Raw genomic sequence first — 25,749 nt, forward strand, 5'->3', positions numbered from 1 at the left:
GGCAAGCATATGCTTGCCTTCATTTTTAAGGATGGTGATAATATGGCTAAAAGGATAGAAAAAATACATGAGTTCATGCATTATAATAATATTGATGCTCTACTTATTAAAAGCAAAACTATGAAAAAATGGTTATCAACTATGACAGGCAGCGGATGCAATATCCTAATCACTCAAAATAAAGGGTTCCTTATCTTAGACGGGAGATATCTGACTGAGGCTAAAGAAAAAGAACATGATCTTGAAATAATTCTTCACTCACCTCATGAAATGGGATGTAATTATCTAGCGACAGTTGGAGATATATTGAAGAAAGAACGTTGCCGCAATTTAGGGGTTGAAGCTTCTCAGATGTTAGTGAAAGAATACAGAGATGTTGAAAAGATAGGTGTAAAGATTATTCTGTTAGATGAAGAAATAGCTAATTTACGTATTATTAAACAACAGGAAGAAATAGATATCATGCAAGAGGCAGTTGATATCACAGATGATATTTATAAAAAGGTGCTTGGAAATATACATTTAGGAATGACAGAGTATGAAATAAGCGCTCTGGTCCAATATTATTCAATTGCACAAGGAGCACAGCAAATGTCTTTTGATACAATTGTAGCAACTGGGGAGAGGACAGCTTTTCCACATGGCAGGCCCACTGGACGCAGAGTCAAGGCTCATGAGCCCATTATGATTGATTTTGGGATCCAATATAAAAATTATCAGTCAGATATGACGCGTATGTGTTTTATGGGAGAGCCTGAACCTAAGATTAAAGAAATTTACGATATCGTTTTAAAAGCACAGTTGGCAGGATTGAACGCTATTAATGCTGGCGTTACTGCTAGTGATGTGGATAAGAGTGCCAGGGATGTTATTGTAAAGAATGGATATGGGCAGTATTTCAATCATGGCCTGGGTCACGGCCTTGGAATCGGTGATGGCTGTGAATTGCCAATTTTGAATTCTGCAAGTAAGACTATTTTAAAGGAACATATGATGATGTCCTGTGAGCCTGGAATCTATGTTCCAAATATAGGGGGCGTGCGTATTGAAGATGATGTGGTTATTATTAATGGCAGAGGTGTTCCGCTTAATAAAACTACAAAGGATTATATAATTTTGGAGGTAAAACCATGAAATATAATTTTGATGAGGTTCATAATCGTTTGGGAACCTATTCTACACAATGGGATTATATTGAAGATCGCTTTCATAAAAAAGATTTAATACCATTTTCAATTTCAGATACTGATTTTATTATTCCAAAACCAATTACTGAAAAAATTCTTCAAGTTGCCAGCCATCAGATATATGGATATACGAGGTGGAATCATCATGATTTCAAATCTTCTATAACAGAACATTATAAGAGAAGATTTAATACATGCATTGAAGAAGATTGGATTTTATATAGTACAAGCGTTATGTATTCAGTATCATTATTAATCAGGCTGCTAAGTTGTCCCAAAGATAAGATTTTGACATTTAATCCTATGTATGACTCATTTTTTACAGTCATAGAGGATAATGATCGCATATTGGTATCAAATGATTTAATTCATAAAGACGGGTCATTTGAAATTGATTTTGATCTATTTGAGAAACGGGTACAGGACTGCAGAATATTGCTTTTATGCTCTCCACATAATCCTACAGGTATGATATGGTCACAAGATGATATGAAACGCATGGTAGCATTGTGTAAAAAATATAATACAAAGATAATTTCGGATGAGATACATATGGATATACAGGTTGGGGAAAAGAACCAGATACCACTTTTATCCTATATGCATGATTATGATGAGCTATATACAGCATCTTCTTCTAGCAAAACATTTAATACCCCTGGCTTGATTGGTTCATATGTAATGATACCAAATGAAACGGTGAGAAATGAGTTTTTATATCATACAAGGAAGAAAGATTTTTTGAATTCTGCAAGTATATTTGGAATGTATGCGACAATGGTAGGGTATATGCAATGCGATGATTATATTGATGAGCTAAATGACTATATCAGTGGCAATATGCAGCTGGTGGAGGACTTTATTAAGAGTGAGCTTACGGACTTCAAATTTAAAAAGCCAGATGCCACTTATTTGGCATGGATAGATGGAAGGGGAGTTCCATTCACTTCTGAACAGATTCAAGATGCTCTAGTAAATGTGGGTGGAGTTGCTATTATGAAGGGCGAAACCTATGGGGAGAATGGTGCAAAATATTTGAGGATGAATTTAGGATGTCCTCGCTTAAAGATTAAAGAAGGGCTGGAGCGCTTTAAAAAAGCTATGGACTATTTGTATTTAAAATAGGAGGAATGTTTTATGCATAAATTATGGGGAAAAATAACATCATGGGTGGATAAGAAGCCGTCTAATGTGAGCATATCAAAACGGCTACTGGCTTATATTATAGACTGGTGTTTGGGAGGAATTATCACAGGATTCCCTGCAGTTTTGATTTATAGTGCGGTGACAAAGAAAGAGGATATGTTTAGCAATCTCTATGTTTTTGCAAGTCTGGGATATTCAAACGGATGGGCATATTTAGCTGGTAGTCTATGTTTTATTGCAGCCCTAATTTATTATGTATATATCCCTTATAAAAAGTACAATGGTCAGACAATTGGAAAACATCTGGTTAAGATTAAAATCGTAAAAGCGGATTATTCAGATATAGATTTAAAAACCCTTTTAATAAGACAAATTATAGGGTTGATGATCATAGAGGGAGCTGCAATTGTTATGACAAGTTATTTAATACAGCTGCTTACTCTTGTGACCGGTTTTTATTTTGAATACTATCTAGGGATAGCAGGCAGAATTTTAACAATTGCATCTGGAATTCTGGTTTTAAGTACGCTATCACATAGAGCTATTCATGATTATATTTCAGGAACAACGGTTGTATCAGAAAATGCTTAGTATGTTTATGTACAAAATGTGAAAAATAACTTTAGATTTTTCTAAAGATATTCATTCTTACACGATTTCTTCTAACATCTTCATAGGTTATGATATGGATAAGGATAAGAGTTTATGTAATGTAAGCTCTTATTTTATGCTAAAATATATCTATAGTGTATTTTTAGGAACTAAATTTAATAACATGAAATTATGATAATGAGGTTTGCAAAGTCAGTTATCCACTAAAAAGATAATATGATTGGTGAATAGATTGAAAAAGAACGAATATTTATTAAGTATAGTGGCAGAAATCTAAATTAAATAATATAAAAGATTATTGGTAATATTAAATATATATAATATAAAAGGGGATATGAAAGGAATTTTGAAATATGGAATTAAAAGCTTATTTACATAAGGTACAATATTATGAAACAGATCAAATGGGAATTGTGCATCATTCAAATTATATAAGATGGTTTGAGGAAGCAAGAGTTGATTACATGGAACAAATTGGTGCAGATTATTCAATAATGGAGCAGGAAGGATATATTAGTCCTGTTGTCTCTATAAATTGTAATTATAAAACAGTAACAAAATTTGGAGAGTATGTTTATATAATTACGAAACTTGAGCATTTTTCAAATGCAAAATTCACTATAGTTTACACAATAGTAGATGCAGCTACAGAACAAGTTAAAGCTATTGGAGAAAGTAAACACTGCTTTATTAATAAAGATGGGAAAATTATATCTTTAAAAAAGGAAAATAGAAAGTATTTTGAACTGTTTTCTGATTCGATTGGAAAAGAAACAAAAATACTTGATGATCAAAAATAAGCTATAGCATCAAGTCCGACTAAAGCATGCAAATACTCAGAGGTCAAAATTACCTTTTGGACTCTCACTTATATATGGAAGATCTAAATCAATGATTAGATGGAGTGATAAAAATAGGATTCGTCATTTTGAACTAGTTGAATATATAAAGAAATATTATAATCAAATCAATGTAAATATTAAATTATGGAGGCAATAAAATGAGTAAAAAATATGTTAAAAAGTCAATAGAAGAATTAAAAGAAGAGTTAACTAAGGAACAATATAAAGTAACACAAGAAAATGCTACAGAAGCACCATTTTCCAATGAATATGATAACTTTTTTGAAGAAGGAATTTATGTAGATATAACAACAGGTGAGCCTTTATTTATATCTTCAGACAAGTTTAACTCTGGTTGTGGGTGGCCTGCCTTTTCAAAGCCTTTAATAAGAGGTGTTGTTAAAGAAAAAAAGGATGAAAGTCATGGTATGATAAGAACAGAGGTTAGAAGTAATGTAGGAGATGCTCATTTAGGACACGTATTTTCCGATGGTCCAGAAGAAACAGGTGGATTAAGATATTGTATTAATTCAGCATCACTTAAATTTATTCCTATGGATAAAATGAAGGAATTAGGTTATGAAGAATATTTAGAGCAATTGAAGATATAAATATTCTCTAATTAGCAACATCAGTACTTTGGAATTCAGTAGCAACTTCAACACGACCTGTCTCAGAAGCATCTCTGGGGGAAACATAAATTTCCATATATAAGCATTGTACTAAATTCATATATTTGGTGCAGTGCTTTTTTGATTATAGCAAATTAAATTAGGCAATAATAATGAATGAAAATTTAATAAGTTGACATTTCTTTGTTTGAGTTGTATAGTTGCATAGGCAATTATTTTAGTTGCATAGACAATTATTTTTAAGGAGGCAATCTTTTGAACGATTATTATGAGTTTTTTCATCAAAATTTAAAACTTTCTAGAACTTTAGTTAGCAATTTGAATAAAGGACTTATTATACATAATCTTCATCATTCTCAGTGGGGGGTTATCCGTTTTCTAAAAGAATTTGGTCCTTCTACTCTTGTTGATATAGCTAATTATATGAGTGTAGAAAAATCATCAGTTACTCGTGCTGTAGATCGTTTGAAAAAGAGTGAATTCATAGAAGAAGTCTCAGGGAAAGACAAGAGAGAAAGAAGAATCAAACTAAGTGATTTAGGAGAACAAGCATATACTTCAGTATATGAATTTGCAGTAGAGTTTGATAATAATGCTATGAAGGATATTTCAAATGAGGAACTAGAAACTACATATAAAGTACTACTCAAAATAATGAACAATATAACTAATGAACATGGGGGAAACACACATGAATAAATCCAAGTTATGGACTAAAGATTTTACAATTATTACTGTAGCTACATTTTTTGTTTATATTACTTTTTACTTATTAATGACAACAATGACTGTTTATGCTATTAAACAATTTAGTGCTTCACAAGGCCAGGCTGGTCTTGCTTCTAGTATATTTGTCATTGGTACACTTTTTGCACGTATTCTGGCAGGAAAATATATAGATGTAATTGGACGTAGAAAATTACTGTTCGCAGGCTTAATTTTGTTCGTAATTGCGTCTGTATCATATTTTTTCGCAAATAATTTGAACGTATTATTAGTTGTTCGTTTTATACATGGAGCAGTTTTGGGTATTGCTGGTACAGCAATGGCAACAACTGTAATGTCTATTATTCCTAATGAACGTCGTGGAGAAGGAACAGGTTACTATTCATTAAGTATAACTCTTTCATCAGCAATGGGACCATTCCTCGGACTTTTTATAACTCAGCATGCAGATTATAATGCCGTATTTACTGCTTGCACTATTTTTTCAGTAATTAGTATTGTTGTTATGTTATTTGCAAAAATTCCTGAAGCCAAATTAACAAAGGAACAAATGAAATCTATGAAAGGATTTAAGTTACAGGATTTCTTTGAAAAAAAAGCTGTTCCTATTACAATTATCGGATTTATTATGGGTATAGCTTACTCTGGAATTTTATCTTATATTAATTCATATGCAATAGAAATTAATTTAACAAGTGCTGCAAGTCTCTTTTTTATTGTATATTCTATAGTCTGCCTTATTTCAAGACCAATTAGCGGTAGGTTATTGGATAGTAAAGGAGATAATACTATTATGTATCCTTCATTAATATCATTTGTTTTAGGACTTATATTAATTAGTAAAGCTAGTAATGGTTTCGCTCTTTTATTGTCAGCAGTATTAATAGCTCTTGGCTATGGAACTATCTATACTTGTATCCAAGCCATTGCTATAAAAGAATCACCTAAACATAGAATAGCACTTGCTACGTCAACATTTTTCATTTTTATTGATGGAGGAATTGGAGTTGGTCCTTTAGTAATAGGAGCTATAATACCTATACTTGGTTTCCGCGGAATGTATATGTCACTAGCTGTTATTGTATCTTTATCTATCATTTTATATTATTTTCTACATGGGAAAAAATCAGCATCTATAAAACAGGTTTCAATTGAAAATGAAGAAATAGAACCAGAGACTATAATGGATTAAATTCATTTTAAAAGTTAGCCCAAATCATACTTAAAGATAAAATAAACTCTAAGGTAAAATAAAAATACCTTAGAGTTTATTTTGAGTGGTGACAGTCACAATTCCGTATTGGGGCTGTCATATTTAGAAACTATTTTATTGAAATGAATAAATATTATGCGATTTTCTTAATAGATTCTACATACTTATTAGCTTTTATAGAATTATATTTTCCTTCCCACTTTGAGATAACAACAACTGCTAAGGAATTACCTAATACATTTACAACAGTTCTAGCCATGTCAAGGATACGATCTATTCCTGCTATAAACGCTAATCCTTCAGCTGGGATCCCAACAGAACCAAGAGTAGCTAAAAGAACTACAAAGGATACCCCTGGTACGCCTGCTATACCTTTTGAAGTAAGCATTAATACAATCACTAGATTGATTTGAGCAGATATAGGTAAATTAATACCATATAATTGTGCTATAAATATAGCAGCAATAGCTTCATAAAGGGTAGAACCGTCTAAATTAAAAGAATAACCTGTCGGTACTACGAAGGCTGCAATGGATTTTGGACACCCGAATTTCTCCATCTTTTCCATGATTTTAGGTAGAACTGTTTCAGAACTTGCAGTACTATAAGCAAGTATAAGTTCATCTCTCAAAATTCTTATGATTGAAAAAATGCTTGATCCAACTAATTTAGCAATTGTGCCAAATATTACTAGTATAAATAAAAGCATTGAACCATATGTTGTGATTATTAATTTTCCTAATGGAATTAAAGATGAAAGTCCAAACTTTGAAACTGTTACGCCAATTAAAGCAAATACTCCAAAAGGAGCTACCTTCATTATTTGATTTGTTACCCAAAACATTGCATCAGCTGTACCTTGAGCAAGTTGTATAATAGGTTTTCCTTTTTCACCAATTGCAGCAACTCCTAAACCAAACATAACTGAAAAGAAAATAACTGAAAGCATATCTCCCTTTGTAAGTGCATCAAAAATGTTAGTAGGTACAATATTTACAAATGTATCTGCAAAGCTATGATGAGACACAGTTTCTGCTGAGTTTACATAACTATCAATACTTGATGTAGCAAGACCCTGCATATTTATTCCTGTACCTGGATGCACCACGTTAGCTATAAAAAGTCCTAATATAATAGCAATAGTAGTTACTACCTCAAAATAAAGAAGAGTTTTTCCTCCAAGTTTGCCTACCTGCTTAATATCTCCCGCTCCAGCAATACCAACTACAAGAGATGAAAAGACAATTGGAACCACAATCATTTTAATTAGACGAATAAAAATGTCTCCAATAGGCTTTAAATATGCTTCAATAGCAGGATTACCATAAAACAATCCACCTATTATAACTCCAAGTACAAGCCCAACAAGAATTTGTAATGCTAGGCCAAATTTAATTTTCTTCATTTGTATTCTCCTTTTTTAGTTTAAAATTTAAAATAAATAAAAAATAAGGCCAATATGACACTTCATTTACAAAAAGTTGCAAATTCATATAAAAACCTTAATAACATTTTGAATTATAACATAATTAATGAATTTTGTCTCTACAAAAAATTCATTATTAAAAACAAACAATATATTCTTCACAATATATACCATAAAAATAAAATCCAAGTTCAAAATTAACCTTAGATTTTTTATGTGTATTTAATTTTATTATAATGTATATTTATACAATAAAAAATTTTCTTTAAAGTAATGCTGAAAATAAAAATTAGAGAAGTTAATTGAAATGATACAGATATAAAAAGAGTTGAAAAATTTTGAATCGCAAGCAAAAAGTGTAAGAAGGATTTTTACAGATTATCTAGATAGAAAAGATACAAATAGAAGAGTTCCATATGGATTTGTTCCTTAGACCGGCAGTTCGTGAATAGACATTCTTGTTAGAGTAAGACTTAACCGCCAATAAAAAATAAACTACTACCCTACCTTTATTATAGCATATTAAATTTTTAAATAGTAGACTTATAATTTGCGTTTATTGTGGATATTATAGAAGCATATATCACTTCATAGAAAATTGTTTAATCCAAGCTTAGAAAAGAGGAAGGAGAATATGCATGAATTCATATGTGCTTAGCTTTCAGGAAATTGACAAAACAATGCTTTCCATGATCGGGGGTAAAGGCGCAAACCTAGGGGAACTATCAAAGGCTCTGGGAATCCTAGTACCGGATGGTTTTTGTGTTACCACAAAGGCCTATAAAAAGATAACTGGAAATAATCAGGAACTTAACGGTTTATTAGCTGAATTATCACATCTTAGAGTGGAAGATAGGGAAAAAGTTTGTGAAGTTAGCAAGAAGATTCGAATGGTCATCGAAAGAATTTTTATTTCTAAGGATATAGCAGAAGAAATAGAAATTTTTCTTACAAAGTTTGGTGAAAAAGATGCCTATGCTGTGCGATCCAGCGCAACTGCAGAGGATTTACCAACAGCCTCATTTGCTGGCCAGCAGGATACGTATTTGAACATTATCGGAAGAGAGGCAATCCTAAAGCATATCAGTAAGTGCTGGGCATCCCTATTTACAGAGAGGGCAGTAACTTACCGCATTCAAAACGGATTCGATCACCGCAAAGTACAACTGTCTGTGGTTGTTCAGAAGATGGTTTTTCCAGATGTGTCAGGAATTTTATTTACTGCTGATCCCGTCACTTCTAATAGGAAAGTGCTATCCATTGATGCCAGCTTCGGACTTGGTGAGGCTTTGGTCTCCGGACTGGTGAATGCTGATAATTATGAAGTACGTAACGGCAAGATAATCAATAAGAAAATATCCGCCAAGAAGCTAGCTATTTATGCCTTAAAGAAAGGCGGTACGAAAACACAAGAGATTGAGGTTGAAATGCAGAATATGCAAGCGCTGACGGATGAACAGATTTTGAGCCTCACGCACATGGGCAGAAAGATCGAAGAACATTTCGGCACTCCACAGGACATCGAATGGTGTTTGGCTCATGATACATTTTATATTGTCCAAAGTCGCCCAATTACTACTTTATACCCAATTATTGAAACGAATGATGAAGAAGATCACGTTTATTTATCTGTTGGTCATCAACAAATGATGACCGATCCCTTGAAACCATTGGGAATGTCTGTATTCCAGTTAACATCTTTTGGGCCTAGGGTTAAAGCTGGTGGAAGGTTATTTATTGATGTCACACATATGCTAGCATCATCTGACAGCAGAGAAGCTTTATTAAATAACATGGGACAACACGATCCACTTATGAAAGATGCACTTATGGCCATAATAAATCGAGGTTTCATAAAATTATTACCAAGTGATAAACAAGAACAGAAGGATCGTAAAAACAATAAAAATGTATCGCCTGCAGATACTCAAGTACAAATCGAAAATGACCAAACAATCGTTTCTGATTTGATTAAGAAGAGTCAAACGTCTATAGAAGAATTAAAACAAAAAATCCAAACAAAGTCAGGATTAGATTTATTTGATTTTATTCTAGAAGATATCCAAGAGTTGAAGAAGATTTTATTTGACCCCCAAAGTACAGCTGTATTTATGGCTGCAATAAATGCTTCAGCATGGATTAATGAAAAAATGAACGAGTGGTTAGGTGAAAAAAACGCAGCAGACATACTGTCTCAATCTGTATCAAACAATATTACTTCGGAAATGGGGCTAGAGCTACTTAATGTTGCAGATGTGATTCGTCCTTATCCTGAAGTAATTGATTATTTACAAAATGCAAAAGATGATAACTTTTTGGAGAACATAGTTAAGTTTGATGGTGGACAGGAAATCAAGGATGCTATATGTAGTTATCTTAATAAATATGGAATGCGATGCAGCGGAGAAATTGATATTACTAAAACTCGTTGGAGTGAAAAACCAGCTATACTTGTTCCTATGATTCTAAGTAACATAAAAAACTTTAAGCCTAATGCTGGTAATCGAAAATTTGAACAAGGGAAGCAGGAAGCTTTGAAGAAAGAACAAGAGTTATTAGAAAGATTGAAGCAGTTACCCGATGGCGAACAAAAGGCCAAAGAGACAAAACGGATGATTGATATAATTCGAAATTTTATCGGTTACCGTGAATATCCAAAATACGGCATGGTTAGTCGCTACTTTGTTTATAAGCAAGCTTTAATGGAAGAAGCTAAGCAACTGGTAAAATTAGGAGTTATTCATGACGAAGAAGATATATACTACCTCACTTTTGAAGAACTTCATGAAGTAGTACGCACAAAAAAATTGGATTACCAGATTATAAGCAAAGATAAAGAGGAGCATAAATTATATGAAAAACTAACTCCACCACGTGTTATTACGTCTGATGGTGAAGCACTATCAGGTGAGTACAAACGAGAAGATATCCCAGCAGGAGCCATGGTAGGTCTATCTGTTTCTTCTGGAGTTATAGAGGGAAGAGCACGTGTCATCTTAAAAATGGAAGATGCTGATATGGAAGAGGGAGATATATTAGTCACCTCTTTTACTGATCCTAGCTGGACACCATTGTTTGTATTAATAAAAGGCCTAGTCACCGAAGTTGGTGGACTTATGACTCATGGATCAGTTATCGCACGAGAATATGGATTACCAGCCGTTGTCGGAGTAGAAAATGCTACTAAACTAATAAAAGATGGAGAGCGAATTCGCGTACATGGAACAGAAGGGTATATAGAAGTCCTATAATGGGGAATTTAAATTATTTTACGCAAAATCAATAAGTTGGCTAAAATAACTATGGTTTTGCGTAAATGTTCATAAAAATCAGAGCAAACACGGCCAAGGTCTAAATATTTTCAAGTATAAGCAAATTAAAAGATTTAGATTAACCACGCGTTTTTTATCGTCGTTAAAAAACAAGCTATAGTATCAAGCACGTCTAAAACGTGTAAATAGTACCTTCAACACGACATGTCTCAGAAGTAACACCGGGAAAAAAAGATTTTTCATAGACAAGCATTGCACTAAATTCATATATTTGGTTCAGTGTTTTTTTGTTAAGTAAAAATTGAAGAATACAAACAGAATATTATCTGTAAATAGTTTACTTATAATATCAAATACTATAAAATTAAAGCATAAAATGTAAAAACTATAATATAAATTAATAGAATATAGGTGGAAAATGAAAGGTATTTTAGAAGATACTATAGAAAAATCATTCTTGTATAGTAAAAATAATATTGTTATTGAAGTGGATATAGATTTTATTGCTCTTACGGGCTTTACTAATAACGAATTAATAGGAAAAACACTTACAGAAATAAGTAATATGTTAAGAATTGACTCTCAAGTTTATATTGAAAATATTGAAGAGGAATATAGTGGTTATATATTCACTAAGGAATATGAGCCAAAAGAGGTAAATATTTATTATGAAAATTTAAACTGTGAAAATGAAAAAATATATTTTTTCAAAGAGAACGTAGATTCAAGAATTAAAGAACATTTTGATATTTTTAAACAACTTTATGCAGACGGTAAAACTGGATTTTCAATTATTAGTACTAATGACTTAATTTTACTTAAAGCAAATGAAAATTATTTAAATTATCTTAATGAATCTTATAATAAAATTAATGATAGTATAGGTAAAAAACTCAAAGAATTAATAATTCCATATGAAAGTAGTAAGATAGAAGAAATGTGGAATTCTGTTATAACTACAGGTAAACCATATTATGTTGAGGAATTTCAACATGATTTTCATAAGAGGGGAGTTACTTACTGGAGTTTATCAATTGTACCAATATTTATAGAAGGAAAATTAAAATATATAATTAGTACTGCATTGGATGTAACAAAAAGAGTTTTAAGTAGAAAACTTTTAAAGGAAGAATTTAAAATTATTAAAGAGGAAAAAGAGTACTTAGAATCAGTAGTTGAAAATATAACTGATGGTTCTTTTATTTCAAATAAAGATGGAGAAATTATTAAAGTAAATTCTAAATTAAGAAATAAATATCCTCATGATACTATTAATTGTCTAAAAAGCATACAGAAGATGCGCAAATATTTTGATACATCAGGTAATGAAATTACTCATGAAAATGATCCTATAATACGTGCACTAAATGGAGAAAAAATAAAAGGTGAAATAATAATAATAAAATCAAAGTACACCGAACATGTTATTCAATTTACAGCTATTCCTATTTGGGATGCAAAAGGCAATATTACTATGGCAGCAGTATTTTTTAACTATATTACAGATTCATTTAATAAAGAAAAAATTATTAAAGAACAGAATGATAAATTAGAAATTATTGTAGAAAATATGAATGATGTTTTGATAATTTTTGATAAGGATGGAAATATCGAAAAAATTAATAAAGCAGCTAAACTTTATGATTTTTATTCACCAGAAATTATAAAAATGAATGACTTTTACAAGAAAACTAAAATATATGATACAAGTGGCACCTTGATATCAGATAGAAATTCAATTGTTAAAAGGATAGTAGAAGGTGAAAAAATATCAAACTATCAATGTACTGCTTTAACTAATAATTGTATTACTTATATTGAGATAAACGGTAACGCCATATATGATAATAAAGGTAATTTTATTGCAGGAATATTATTGATACATAATATGTCTGATAGGATACAAAGTGAGGAAGCATTATTATTAAATACTCAGTATAATTTATTAAATAATATTTTAGTAAATCTTAATGTAGGTTTTGTAAGATATTCATATCCAGATTTAAAAGTTATAGATATGAATAATAAGGCTTATAGTCAAATAATGCAAATGCAATCTAATCTCAAATTAGAATCATTATCATCTCTTAAAGGACAGGATTATTCATATATATTTTTTGATGATAAAGAAGATAAGTGGAATGAAATGATTCAAAATTTACAAGATAAAAAAGATAAAAAAGATAATACTTTTTCTCGTTATGTAAATTATACTTATAATGGAGAGAAAATATTTTTAAAGATTATGTATCAACCTTTATTTGGAGTAAATAATAAAATTTGTGAAATAATTGCTATTTCAATAGATATTACTGAAGAAGTGAAAGCAAAAAATAATATGGAAAAAACTTTAAAATTACAGGATGAAATATTTGCGAATATTTCACATGAACTTAAAACTCCTTTAAATGTAATTTTCAGCACAACTCAATTAATGGAATTTTATTCAAAAAGCGATTTGATACAAGGTAATAATAAAAAGGTTTTGAAAGGCGTTAAGATTATTAAACAAAATTGCTATAGGTTCATAAAGCTTATAAACAACATAACAGATATATCGAAAATAGAATCTGGATTTTTGGAATTAAACCTATCTAATGAAAATATAGTTGATATTACAGAAGAGATAGTTCAATCAATAGCAGATTACATTAAGGCGAAAGAATTAAATATTATTTTTGATACAAATATAGAAGAAAAGATTATAGCCTGTGATCCTAATAAGATCGAGAGGATTATGTTAAACCTTATTTCTAATGCAATTAAGTTTACAGATGCAAATGGCATTATATGTGTAAATTTACTTGATAAAGGTGATACTGTTGAAATATCAGTAAAGGATACTGGTATAGGAATGGACAAAAAACACCTAGATAGTATTTTCAAAAGATTTCATCAGGTTGATAAATCTCTTTCACGAAATGCAGAAGGAAGTGGGATTGGATTATATTTGGTAAAATTATTGGTTGAACTTCATGGTGGGAAAATAAGCGTAGAAAGCAAATCAGGTGAAGGAAGTATATTTAAAGTAGAGCTTCCCTCGAGGATTATAGAAACTCACAAAGTTATTGAAGAAAACAAATCTATAGATAGTAAAATTGATGTTATAAATATTGAATTTTCTGATATATATTCAATATAATAGTTCACTTATATAAGTTAAGGAACATGAAAATAAAGGGGCCTGCATTTGCTTAACTGGAGCAAATGCAGGCCCCTTTATTTCGGCGAATATATGCATAAGTAAGATTTATCTATAACTATATTTCTTGTGATTCTTTTTCTATTTGATTTGTAAGAAGTTTTATTGTTTCGTCAGTACTCATTATAGTGCAATAAATGTGATTCATAATCATTATTTCTGCATCATGTAACTCTTGTGTTGCTGCCGAGCAAGAATCTTCTACTAGTATTACTTCAAATCCTGCATCAGCTAAACTTCTTACAGTTGAAGCAACACATTGGTCAGTAACAACACCAGTACATACTACACATTCAATTCCCATATTTCTAAGAATTCGTTCATAGTTAGATCCACTAAGTACACTATCTGTTGTTTTTTCAACTACAATTTCATCTTCTAAAGGTTTTAGTTTATCAATAATTTCAGCTCCATACTCTCCAATTTGAAGAAGTACATTATTCCAACCTGGTCTTCTTTGAACAAGAGATCTGTCACGACCATCTTTATGATAACAAGCTATTCTACCATAAGTGACTTCTAATTTATTGTTTCTGAAAAATTGTAATAATTTCTTGTTATTAGGAATAACAATGTTGTCAAGACGATTGTAAAAATATTCCCATTTATCCCACATACCTTTTTCTTTCGCATCAATTGCATCGCCATAATTACTGTTTGCAAATTGATTTTGCATGTCCACAATTAATAAAGCAGTTTTACTTGGATCTGGTAGCATTGAAGCTCCATGATTAGGTGCAAATTCATAGTATAAAGTTTCATTATTTTGTTTTTCCATAATTTATTTCCTCCTTGATATTATGTTTTACTATAAGTTATTAACCTTTTATATGTTAAAAATGCCCCGAGATTACACTCAGGGCATAAATAAATATTGCACCTTATTTACCTGCATATTATGTACTAAAAAGTATATTTAGTCAATGACTTTTCACTATGGAGTGAGAGGTAATTGTTATAAAGCTGAAAAGGATAAGATAGATTTAAAGAGTGATGAAGTAGGAAAAAAATCACTTCCCAATAAACTTATATGGAATTTTAAGAATAATTTTATATTTGCGAAAAATTGGGAATATATAGGATAAATTCTATTTTGGGAGTGAGAAAAAAAAGATTTAAAGTTGAAATATGGTGTAATTAAATGTATAATGGAAAAAAATGAAAATATTAATTATGGTTTATACACATTAAATATTATAAGGAGGAAGCGTGTTATGGAGAAAAAAGAAAAGAAAGGTTCAATAAAATTTAAAATTCTATCAGTTCCGTTAATTCTTGTATTTTTGGCTATATCAGCTATTGCAATTGTTTCTATAATAATTAGCCAAAACAGTTTAATGAAACAAATGGAAACAGATAGTATGAATTACGCAAATCAAATTAAATCTCAAGTGGAAATTAACAATAAAGCTATGGAATCAATAAATCAATCTATTTCGGATAGAATTAGAACTACAGGTTCATTTATTTTAAATAATTCTGATAAAGTTAATAATGAATATTTAACTACACTCGCAAAGCAATTTGAAATAGATGAAATAAATTATGTTGATCCAAAAGGCACAATTATTTATTCTAATATACCAGCAAGTATAGGATCAACTTTTGATAGTAGTCATATATCTTATCCTGTATTAAGTGGTAAGCAGGATTTCTTAGTTGAGAATATTAGAAAAAGTAGAGAAACAAATGATTATTACAAATATGGTTATGTAGGACAAAGTGGAATAGGAATGGTTCAAATAGGAATAATCTCAAACAAGGTTCAAAGCTTAAGTGAATCAGTGGATATTCAAAATTTATTTGAAAAATTAATTGAAGATAAAAGCACTGTATATGCCGTATTTATTGATACAAATTTAATTGAGACAGCTGATGGCGATAGTAGTGAAATAGGTAAAAAAGTTGATGATATTGGAAGTAAAACTGCGGCAGTAGAGGGCAAACCTTATTCATCAACATATATGTATAATGGAGTTGAAGTATATGATGTATTAGTTCCTATTTATAATGGAGATGAGTTATTAGGTGCTATAGACATAGGCCTTTCCATGGAAACAGTTAGGGATAATATTACTAAAATGCTTATGTTTATAGTTATTATTGCTATGATAGCTTTTATAATAATAACAATCATATTATTCAATATTTCAAAAGGAATAACACAGCCATTGAAAAAATTGGTACTTGCATCTAAAGAAATAGCAAATGGTGATTTAACTCAAAATATTAAAATTAATAGTAATGATGAAATTGGAATATTATATGATAGTTTTGATACTATGGTAAAGCACTTAGAAGGTAGTATTAAAACTATAAAAGAGGGTTCTTTAGAAGTAAGCAGTATGTCAGCAAGCTTAAGTTCCAATGCAAAACAAATGACTTTAACTACAGATGAAGTTACAAATGCTATACAGGATGTAGCTCAAGGTGCTGGAGAGCAAGCTAATGATTTGGTTAATATATCTAATAATGTTTTACAGTTAGCCGATGAATTGGACAACATATACGATAAAATTAATGGTGTAAAAGATAGTTCTTCATTAACAGAAGAAAAGGCTATAATAGGAAGAAAACAAATAGCTATTTTACTAAAATCAATAGAGGAAGTAAAAATTTCATTTAAGGAACAAGCAGATAAAATTAATAATCTTAATTCTAGTGTGTCAAAGGTAGGTAATATTACAAATGTTATTAATGACATTTCAGAACAAACTAATCTTTTAGCTTTGAATGCCGCTATAGAGGCAGCAAGAGCAGGAGAAGCTGGAAAAGGTTTTGCAGTAGTATCTGAGGAAGTAAGAAAATTAGCAGAACAATCAAGAAATGCTACAGGAGAAATACAAAAGTTAGTAGAATCAATAAGTAGTGAAACTAAGGGAGTGTTAGATAATTCTAACAATGTAAGCAATTTAGTTGATAAACAATCAGTTACAGTTGAAAGTGCAATGTCTGCTTTTAATGATATGTTAAATGCCCTATCTAATATAGGACCTTTCGTAGATGAAACATATAAATCATTAGAAACTACTATTAAATCAAAGGATTTAATAGTTACTAATGTAGATAATGTAACTGCAGTATCTGAACAGACTTCTGCATCATCACAAGAAATAGCGGCATCTTCAGAAGAAATGCTAGCAAGTTCAGAAGAAGTATCAAAATTTGCAATGGATTTAGAGAACGTTGCTATAAAGTTGAATGAAGAGACAAATAAGTTTAAAATTTAAAGAAGGTTAAAGAAGGTGACAGTCACTACGGCAAATAATGCAAATGTGACTGTCACCTTTATTCAATTCATTTTGTATTATTTCTTAGAAATAAATTAGCTATAAAGCCTACTGCTGAAATAATAGCGGCAGCCATAAACATATGTTTATATCCAGTATTTATTACAGTTTGGAAGGTGTCTATAATTTTATCACTAACTGAATCAATTGCTTGAATAACCATAGGTTGTATGTTTGGGGGTAAAACACTTTCAAATGCTTTTTTTAGTAAATCTACAATAGTTGTAACATCTGCATTTTGCAATGATTTAAAAGCCTCACTGTTACTACCAGAAGCGTTCATTTGCATATTTTTCATGGAGGAGCCAAAACTGCTTTGAAGGACTTCCATTAGTTTTGGTTGTAAATTTTTGGATGAATCCACAATAAAGCCAATCATTATACCAGGAGATATAGCAAGACCTAATGAACGAATAAGTGACATGGTAGCAAGACCAGAAGCACTTTCTTCCTTTGGAACTGTTTCTAATACTAAATAATTTAATGGTGCTCCCATAGTGAAACCAACTCCAAGCCCCATTAATGCCAGACCAACAAATACACTTGTAAATGTAAGAAGTTTAGTAGTAATAAATCCAAGGAATAAGGTTCCAATTACAGTAAAAGCAAAACCTAAAGCTAAAACAAAACGAGCTCCATTTTTATCAATAAGTTTACCACTGATAGGTGCTGCTACACCGGAGAAAAGTGCTAGTAGTGTTATAAGATATCCGCCAGTTCCAGCCTTTAACTTAAGTACGTTTTCTGAAAATTGAGGAATAAATATCATTCCCATCATACCGCAGCCTATTATGAATGCTAGAATTAAAATAATTAACATTTGATAGTCTTTAAAATATTTTATATTCAGCACAGGGTCTTCAGCCTTGTTTTCTACAAAAATTAGTACTGGTGTAAGTATTACAAATATAATTAGATAAGGATAAACACTAGTTGTCTTAATACTGTTTATAAAATCAAAGAAATCAAGATTTGTTAAACCATACATAAGACTTGCTATAACTCCACCCAGTATAATTGCCCCTAAAAAATCCATAGGCTTTTCAACAGTAGCTTTTGAATTTTCTAATTTAATGCTTAATAATAATATAACTAAGCTTATTGGTACATTAATAAAGAATATCCATCCCCAGCGGCTAGATCCAAAGATACTAATGATACTACTTCCCAAAGTAGGTCCTAGTATATTGCCAACTCCATAAATCATACCAACTAATCCTAAAGCAGTACCTCTTTTTTCTTCTGGAAAGCTATTGCCGATTACAGCATTGGCGATAGGCATTATTCCACCTGCACCAATTGCCTGAATAGCACGAGCAACTAGGAAAAAACTGAAAGTACCATAAAAATTAGAAATACCGCATAATAATGAACCAATTCCAAAAGTGGTAATACCAAATACATAAGCTTTTTTGTAACCATATTTATCACCTAATTTGCTTACTATAGGCATGGATATTGCGTATACTAAAGTATACAAAGTTATCATCCAGGTTCCGAGACTTTGATTAATTTGAAAACTGTTTTGAATCAGTGTTCTAGCGGGTGAAACAATACCTGTATCAATAGCTCCCATAAAAATTCCTAACATAAAAAGTATAAGAACTAAAGTTCTATTTTTATTAGCCATAAATTTTCCTCCTTAAATATTCAATTCTGCAATCATCTAAAGATTTTTTTGTTTATAAATATAAATTACCCAATAAGATATTTATTATTTTGCACTAAAACTTAGTTTTATATGATTATTATTCATATAAGTTCATCAAATTTATTCATACTTAGAAAGGATAAAAAGGTATTATTAAAAAACATAAATTTAAAAGCCAATGCTTAATAATACTAAGCATTGGCTTGAAATTTCTAAGTATAATATCCAAAATATCGGTACTCTAATTTTGACCCCTATCTATCGATAGGTGGGTGTCCTCACAGATGTTTCAATCGCCTTCAATGCCATAAAAGGACTCACATGAAAGTACATTTCCATATCTAAATATTGAACTCCCGAAATTTAAATGTAGGTTCAAAATAAGAGCTTAACGAATATCTCAGAAATTATAATTCTCTTGTTTATGAGCTTATAATAACATACGTAAAGTTGATTTACAAGCTATATATCTATGGTAATTTAAATCTATTATGGATCATATATATTATCTTTTTATTTTAGGAATTAAATTTATAGAAAATGAATTTAATTCCTTTCTTGCTTTAAATTATTTTGCATTTAATTGTTAAATTATATTAATAAATATTAAAGATAATTACGCTTTTATAGGGTAGTTATAATTGAAGGAACAGTTGAAATACATGGGTATGATATAATAAAAAGGTTAGTATGCATATTGGTATATGGAATGTAATGATAAAGAGAAAATATATGTGACAACAGATGGAGAAATATAGAACCCTTGTGTGCGAAACATAAAGTGAAACTTTTCAGTTGGAGTTTTATGTATGCTAGCTATGGGATCAAGTGAAACTTGATTCAGGTGGGGTTTGATCCCCATCTGAATCTTAGTTGAACTTATCCAGGAGCGTGCAGCCGTTATCTCCCACTTGAAGAAGTGGGAGTGTTATAGATGCTAGCTATGGGATAAAAAAGTATATTTGTAACAATAATAATAAAAAATATAAGAAAAGAGATGATCAAATGATAAAAGCAGATTTTAATGATTATAAGTTAAGTAGTGAATTATTAAAAGCAATTAGTATGTTAAATTTCAATGAGTTAACAAAAGTCCAAGAACAGGTTATACCGATTGCGTTAGAAGAAAAGGATATAGTAGTAAAGTCTAAAACTGGAAGTGGGAAGACTGCAGCATATGCTATTCCTATTTGCCAATTAATGGATTGGGAAGAAAATAAACCTCAAGCATTAGTGCTTACACCAACAAGAGAACTTGCTATCCAAGTCAAAGAAGATATTTTTAATATAGGTAGATTTAAAAGACTTAAAGTAGCTGCAATTTATGGAAAGTCTCCTTTCTATGATCAAGAAAAGGAACTTAAACAAAAAACACATATAGTAGTTGGTACACCTGGTCGTATTATAGATCATATAGAAAAAGGTACATTTGATTTATCAAAGATAAAGTATCTTATAATAGATGAAGCTGATGAAATGCTTAATATGGGATTTGTAGAGCAGATAGAAACAATAATAACAAACTTATCAAAAGAACGTGTTACCATGTTATTGTCAGCCACAATGCCAAAAGACATAGAGACTTTATGCAACAAATATATGAAAGATCCTATACATATTGAAATAGAGGAGCAAAATAAAGCTGCAGATAATATATGCCAAGAAAGATATAACGTAAATGAATTGGATAAAATAGAACTTTTAAGAGATATAACTATATTAGAAAATCCAGATAGCTGTATGATATTCTGCAATACAAAACAAAAGGTAGATGAAGTTTATACTAAGCTTTCAAAACTCCAGTATAATTGTAGAAAAATACATGGTGGAATGGAACAAAGTGATAGATTAAGAGTAATGAATAATTTTAAGCTGGGTTATTTTAGATATCTAATAGCTACAGATGTTGCAGCTAGAGGGATAGATATTGATAATATCACCCATGTAATTAATTATGATATACCAGAAGAAAAGGAAAGCTATGTTCATAGAATAGGAAGAACTGGACGCGCAGGCAAGATGGGTAGATCAATTACTTTTGTAACACAAAATGAAAGTAAGTTTTTGAATGATATACATGAATATATCGGTAAAGAGATTCTTTTGAAGGAAAGACCTTCAACCGAAACTGTAAATAATCTTAAAGAAGAATTTGCTTTGAAAATGAACACAAAGCCTGAAATTAAAGAAGCAAAAGGCTCTGAACTAAGTAAAGAGATTATGAAATTACATATTAATGCAGGTAAGAAAACAAAGATGAGGGCAGTAGATATTGTAGGCACACTTTGCAATATTGAAGGCATGACAAAGGACGATATAGGAATTATCAATATAGTTGATATATCTACCTTTGTAGAAATATTAAACAATAAAGGTGAGTTGGTATTTAGGCAGTTACAAAAAACACCTATCAAAGGCAGACTTCGTACTGTAAGTAAAGTTGATATATAACAAGAAGAAACTGATTATAGTTTCTTCTATGCCGCTAGTATCAAAAATAAAGTAAGAAGCATATAGTTTAATTATATTAATAAATATTTTAGACAGCAAATTTATAAAAAATAAATTTACTGTCTTTTCCTATCCATGTACCAATGACCGTCAAAAATCAATGATTATAAGAACAGTCAACTTAGAAAAGTAATTGAATAGTATATAGAGCAAAGATAAGGCATAATCAAAAAAATAACAAGTCAATATGCTAGCCTATTTTGTGTCATACTTCGTCAGTATGTCCACCTAATAGCTCGCTATGAGGTAAACATACTTCCTCGTCTGACTCAAAATATACGTCGCATTTTGGACTTGTTATTTTCTTTCATATGCCTAACTATAATTAAAGGAGTATATTAATGAAAGTAATAATTATAGGTGGAGGATGGGCAGGATGTTCTGCCGCATTGGAAGCAGTAAAACTGGGAGCCGAAGTTGAACTATATGAAAGGACGGATTTATTACTTGGAGTAGGAAATGTTGGTGGCATAATGAGAAATAACGGAAGATTTACTGCAGCAGAAGAATTAATAAATCTTGGTGCTGGCGATTTTATTGAAATTATGGATTCTATATCTATTCACAAGAATATAGATTTTCCAGAACATAAACATGCTTGGTTATGTGATATAGGAAGAGCTGAACCAATTGTTAGAAGACATTTGCAAAGCTCTGGGGTAAAGATCTTTTTTAAGAGCAGAATTATAGATGTAGAAATGGAAAAAAATAAAATAAAATCAGTCATATTATCTAATAAAGAGATTATAACAGGGGACGTATTCATAGAAACTACAGGATCTACAGGGGCAATGGGTAACTGCGTAAAGTATGGCAATGGATGTGTGATGTGTACATTAAGATGTCCTAGCTTTGGTGGGAGAGTAAGTATAAGTGAAAAAGCAGGTGTAAATGACTTGATGGGAGAAAGAGCAAATGGCATGAAAGGTGCAATGAGTGGTTCTTGTGAGTTTTCCAAAGAGTCTTTATCAAAGGATATAGTTGAGGCTTTAGAAAAGAATGGTGTTGTGGTTATTCCAATGCCAAAGGAGGATATACATTTAGAGAAATTAGAGCAAAAGGTATGCCAGCAATATGCAACCTTAGAATTTGGAGAAAATATTATACTATTAGATACTGGACGTATAAAGCTTATGACTTCTCATTATCCAATAGATAAATTAAGAAAAATTAAAGGCTTAGAAGATGTAGCATATTTAGATCCTTTGGCAGGGGGGAATGGAAACTCAATTAGATATTTATCAGCAGCTCCTAGGAGTAATTCAATGCATGTAGATGGAATAGAGAATTTATTTTGTGGTGGTGAAAAATCTGGATTTTTTGTAGGACATACCGAAGCTATGACGACTGGAACTTTAGCCGGATATAATGCAGTACAATATTTAAAAAAGAGACCTTTGTTAGAATTACCAAGAAAGCTTGTTACAGGAGATATAATTGCATATGCAAATGATAAGGTTAAAGAAGGGAAGCTGAGTGAAAGATACACATTTTCGGGTGCAGAATACTTTGAGAGAATGAAGACTTTAGGATTGTATACTACAGATAAAGATAAAATAAAGGCAAGAGTAGAAAAATTAAATCTTACAAATATTTTTTCCTAAATTAAAGCTGAGGTTTTCTTGAATTTAGAAAGCCTCAGTCTAATTTGTGCATTAGAATTTCTATGATGTTTAACTATGTGTCAAATAAATATGGTGGAAGTACAGGGGAAGCTTCAATAAAAATAAAATCAAAAAATAGCTTTCGATTTTTCTGAGGCCACTGAAAAACTATTGTTTTTCAGTGGCCTCGATTTTTCTAAAGCTATTTTTCTATAAGTTTTTTAAAGTATATATTATTTGTAATCATTTTTATTACTATTCTTTTTTTGAGCAGTTTTACTCTTACCTTTATCATCACTGTTATGTTTTGAATCGCTCATTAATATCACCACCTTCTTTATTTTTTATTATTTGTAGAAAAAGTTTATGTTATTCATCTCTATAACACCTTTGTACCATTCATCACTAATTCAAATCTTGTATTTAAGAAATCTGAAGCCTTTCTGCACAGCATCATTCTATTTAAAAATATTTCAAAGTACTCCATTAAGGAGCAAATTTTAGTGTCAATAGTCAAAGATAATTGTACTAATTTATCATCCCTATTTACATAGACATCACTCTTTTCTACTGCATAGTTTACCCTATCATGAATATCAAAAGTAGAAAAATCGTCATTTCTTACACGGCTTCTTCTTACATCTACCTTATCAGCTAATATTAAAGCTGATGAAATTAAATTAACTGGTTGACCTGTACTTTCATCGTGGTTTCCAATTGCAGCTGTAACTAAAAATATTTCCTGTGGATCCATACCTATATCTTTTAATATTTTAAAGGTAAGGAGAGCACCAGTTTGTGCATGATCATGACGATTAATCATATTGCCAATATCATGCATAAAGCCTGCTATTTTTGCAAGCTCTAAATTCCTTCCATCGTAGCCAAGTGCGTCTAAAATATAAGCTGCAGTTTCTGCAACTTTTGAAACATGCCCTACATCATGTTTAGTATATCCTGCTATGCCTAAAATCTCATCTGCAGAACTTATATATGTTTGAATTTCTTTATTATTTCTTACATCTTCATAGGTGATGATATTAGGATTTTGAATATGATTATTCATTTTTTCTCCTTTCATTGCTGCATTTTGTATTGTATATTTAGTATTTGTATTTTAAGCTAATTATATAGATATTATTAGATAAGGAAAAAAACAATATTAAAAATGCTAAATTAACCACGCGTTTTTTCACGTGGTTAAAATATATCAACTAAAGGATGATGAAATAAAAAAGTTATTATATGTTGCTATGTCAATGGAAAGAGCTCATGTAATAATGATCGTAAATACTGAATCTTTAAATAGAAAACAGAGATCTGCATTTAAAAAAGATATAGAATGTAAATTGATTTAGGATACTGTCATGGTTCTATAGTAAAAGCTTATATGAAAGAAGATGGAGAAATTGTAATTGATAAGTTTGTTTTATAAGGTACATATTATCAGGGTAACATTTCTAGTGATTATAATTTATGATATTGGTTAATATATTACTGCAAAACAAAACCATATTAAATAATAGAAATTTGCAAATTAAAATAGTAAATTTTATAGGAGATTTATATGAAAAAGATACTAAAGAAATTATTTATATTTATTGTTACAGTAAATTTTCTTGGAATAATACTTGAATGTACTATTGTAAGAGGGGATAGTGAAACTATAATAACTAATGCCTCTATTGCAAAAGATAGATTGCAGACAATAAAAGAAAAAGGAGTAATAACTGTTGCTTCTCCATTAAGCGATATCGCATATTTCTATATTGATAATAATACAAATAAGATTGCTGGTATTGAAGCTGATATAATAACTGAAATTGCAAAACGGCTTGGAATTGATAAAATAGAAAGTAAGAATGTACAATTTTCAAATCTATTAGAAAAATTAAATATTGATGATAGTATAGACATTTCAGCAGGAGGAATATTTATAACTCCAGAACGTGAAAAGGTAGTAGGTTTTACTGAGCCTTTGTATAAAGCTTCAGATTCTATTGTGGTCCCAATGTTTTCAAACATTAATTTTAAGGATGATTTAAAAAATGGAGTGGTTGGAGTTGAAAAAGGCACAGTATATATGGATTTGGCAGAACAATGGAAGAAGGATAATTTAATAAAAGATGTAGTAATTTTCGAAAATACACCTGAATTACTGAATGCTATAAATAGCAATATGATTCATGCAGGCCTAGTTGATTCTATTATCATAAAATATTCTTTAATAAATGAAAAGAATCTCAATTTAAGAACACTAAAAGGCTATACTCCAGAAATAACTGGAAGTGTAGGAATAGCAGTGAGAAAAAATGATTCAACATTATTAAATGCATTAAATGAGAAAATTAGCGAGATGAAGGCAGATGGTACATTGTATGCTATTCTTAGAGAGAATGGATTAGATAAAGATAATATGGCTTAAAATCAAAAAA

At 30.5% G+C, this 25,749-nt stretch carries 17 protein-coding genes and 1 other RNA gene; 13 read left to right on the forward strand and 5 right to left on the reverse strand.

Going from position 1 to position 25,749, the window contains the following annotated elements:
- Positions 1-42: 42 nt before the first annotated feature.
- The 7 genes from DIC82_11910 (at position 43) to DIC82_11940 (ending at position 6,337) form a co-directional block, all read left to right on the forward strand.
- Entirely contained in the window at positions 43-1,134 is a 1,092-nt protein-coding gene (locus DIC82_11910) for a peptidase M24 family protein (protein AWK51676.1), read from the forward strand.
- Positions 1,131-2,312, forward strand: a complete 1,182-nt coding sequence (locus DIC82_11915; GenBank protein AWK51677.1) for a beta-cystathionase — start codon at positions 1,131-1,133, stop codon at positions 2,310-2,312. Before DIC82_11910 ends, DIC82_11915 begins: the two co-directional genes overlap by 4 nt.
- Before the next feature lie 12 nt (positions 2,313-2,324).
- The gene (locus DIC82_11920) at positions 2,325-2,924 is read left to right on the forward strand and encodes an RDD family protein (GenBank protein AWK51678.1); all 600 of its coding nucleotides are present in this window, start codon (positions 2,325-2,327) and stop codon (positions 2,922-2,924) included.
- Between the two features lie 374 nt (positions 2,925-3,298).
- Positions 3,299-3,745: an acyl-CoA thioesterase gene (locus DIC82_11925; GenBank protein ID AWK51679.1), complete on the forward strand. Its 447-nt coding sequence runs from the start codon at positions 3,299-3,301 to the stop codon at positions 3,743-3,745.
- A 200-nt stretch (positions 3,746-3,945) separates the two neighbouring features.
- Positions 3,946-4,398 carry a peptide-methionine (R)-S-oxide reductase gene (gene msrB, locus DIC82_11930; protein AWK51680.1) on the forward strand — a complete coding sequence of 151 codons (453 nt, stop codon included), beginning with the start codon at positions 3,946-3,948 and terminating at the stop codon, positions 4,396-4,398.
- Between the two features lie 276 nt (positions 4,399-4,674).
- Positions 4,675-5,118: a MarR family transcriptional regulator gene (locus DIC82_11935; protein ID AWK51681.1), complete on the forward strand. Its 444-nt coding sequence runs from the start codon at positions 4,675-4,677 to the stop codon at positions 5,116-5,118.
- Positions 5,111-6,337 carry an MFS transporter gene (locus DIC82_11940; GenBank protein ID AWK51682.1) on the forward strand — a complete coding sequence of 409 codons (1,227 nt, stop codon included), beginning with the start codon at positions 5,111-5,113 and terminating at the stop codon, positions 6,335-6,337. Before DIC82_11935 ends, DIC82_11940 begins: the two co-directional genes overlap by 8 nt.
- Positions 6,338-6,491: 154 nt before the next feature.
- Here DIC82_11940 and DIC82_11945 read toward each other — a convergent pair whose 3' ends face one another.
- Complete coding sequence (locus DIC82_11945) at positions 6,492-7,763, reverse strand: glutamate:protein symporter (GenBank protein ID AWK51683.1); 1,272 nt, start codon at positions 7,761-7,763, stop codon at positions 6,492-6,494.
- 659 nt (positions 7,764-8,422) lie between these two features.
- On the opposite strand from DIC82_11945, the gene DIC82_11950 reads away from it, so the two are divergent.
- Together DIC82_11950 and DIC82_11955 are read left to right on the forward strand one after the other, a co-directional pair.
- Positions 8,423-11,035: a phosphoenolpyruvate synthase gene (locus DIC82_11950; protein ID AWK51684.1), complete on the forward strand. Its 2,613-nt coding sequence runs from the start codon at positions 8,423-8,425 to the stop codon at positions 11,033-11,035.
- A 439-nt stretch (positions 11,036-11,474) separates the two neighbouring features.
- Positions 11,475-14,198: a PAS domain-containing sensor histidine kinase gene (locus DIC82_11955; protein AWK51685.1), complete on the forward strand. Its 2,724-nt coding sequence runs from the start codon at positions 11,475-11,477 to the stop codon at positions 14,196-14,198.
- A 118-nt stretch (positions 14,199-14,316) separates the two neighbouring features.
- Here the strand turns inward: DIC82_11955 and DIC82_11960 are convergent, their stop codons facing one another.
- Positions 14,317-15,036, reverse strand: a complete 720-nt coding sequence (locus tag DIC82_11960; GenBank protein ID AWK51686.1) for a cysteine hydrolase — start codon at positions 15,034-15,036, stop codon at positions 14,317-14,319.
- 436 nt (positions 15,037-15,472) lie between these two features.
- Between DIC82_11960 and DIC82_11965 the strand changes: the two genes are divergently transcribed.
- The gene (locus DIC82_11965) at positions 15,473-17,488 is read left to right on the forward strand and encodes a methyl-accepting chemotaxis protein (GenBank protein AWK51687.1); all 2,016 of its coding nucleotides are present in this window, start codon (positions 15,473-15,475) and stop codon (positions 17,486-17,488) included.
- A gap of 67 nt (positions 17,489-17,555) precedes the next feature.
- Here DIC82_11965 and DIC82_11970 read toward each other — a convergent pair whose 3' ends face one another.
- A complete protein-coding gene (locus tag DIC82_11970; protein ID AWK51688.1) occupies positions 17,556-19,178 on the reverse strand; it encodes an MFS transporter in 1,623 nt (540 codons plus the stop codon).
- A 239-nt stretch (positions 19,179-19,417) separates the two neighbouring features.
- Positions 19,418-19,609: non-coding RNA, 6S RNA (ssrS, locus tag DIC82_11975), on the reverse strand.
- Positions 19,610-20,204: 595 nt separating this feature from the next.
- Here ssrS and DIC82_11980 point away from each other — a divergent pair.
- Together DIC82_11980 and DIC82_11985 are read left to right on the forward strand one after the other, a co-directional pair.
- Entirely contained in the window at positions 20,205-21,650 is a 1,446-nt protein-coding gene (locus tag DIC82_11980; GenBank protein ID AWK51689.1) for an RNA helicase, read from the forward strand.
- A gap of 401 nt (positions 21,651-22,051) precedes the next feature.
- A complete protein-coding gene (locus DIC82_11985) occupies positions 22,052-23,314 on the forward strand; it encodes an FAD-dependent oxidoreductase (protein ID AWK51690.1) in 1,263 nt (420 codons plus the stop codon).
- A 379-nt stretch (positions 23,315-23,693) separates the two neighbouring features.
- Here the strand turns inward: DIC82_11985 and DIC82_11990 are convergent, their stop codons facing one another.
- Entirely contained in the window at positions 23,694-24,380 is a 687-nt protein-coding gene (locus DIC82_11990; GenBank protein ID AWK51691.1) for a phosphohydrolase, read from the reverse strand.
- Positions 24,381-24,881: 501 nt separating this feature from the next.
- Between DIC82_11990 and DIC82_11995 the strand changes: the two genes are divergently transcribed.
- Positions 24,882-25,739: an amino acid ABC transporter substrate-binding protein gene (locus DIC82_11995; protein ID AWK51692.1), complete on the forward strand. Its 858-nt coding sequence runs from the start codon at positions 24,882-24,884 to the stop codon at positions 25,737-25,739.
- The last annotated feature ends 10 nt before the right edge of the window (positions 25,740-25,749 follow it).

Source organism: Clostridium beijerinckii (genome assembly GCA_003129525.1).
Classification (GTDB): domain Bacteria; phylum Bacillota; class Clostridia; order Clostridiales; family Clostridiaceae; genus Clostridium; species Clostridium beijerinckii_D.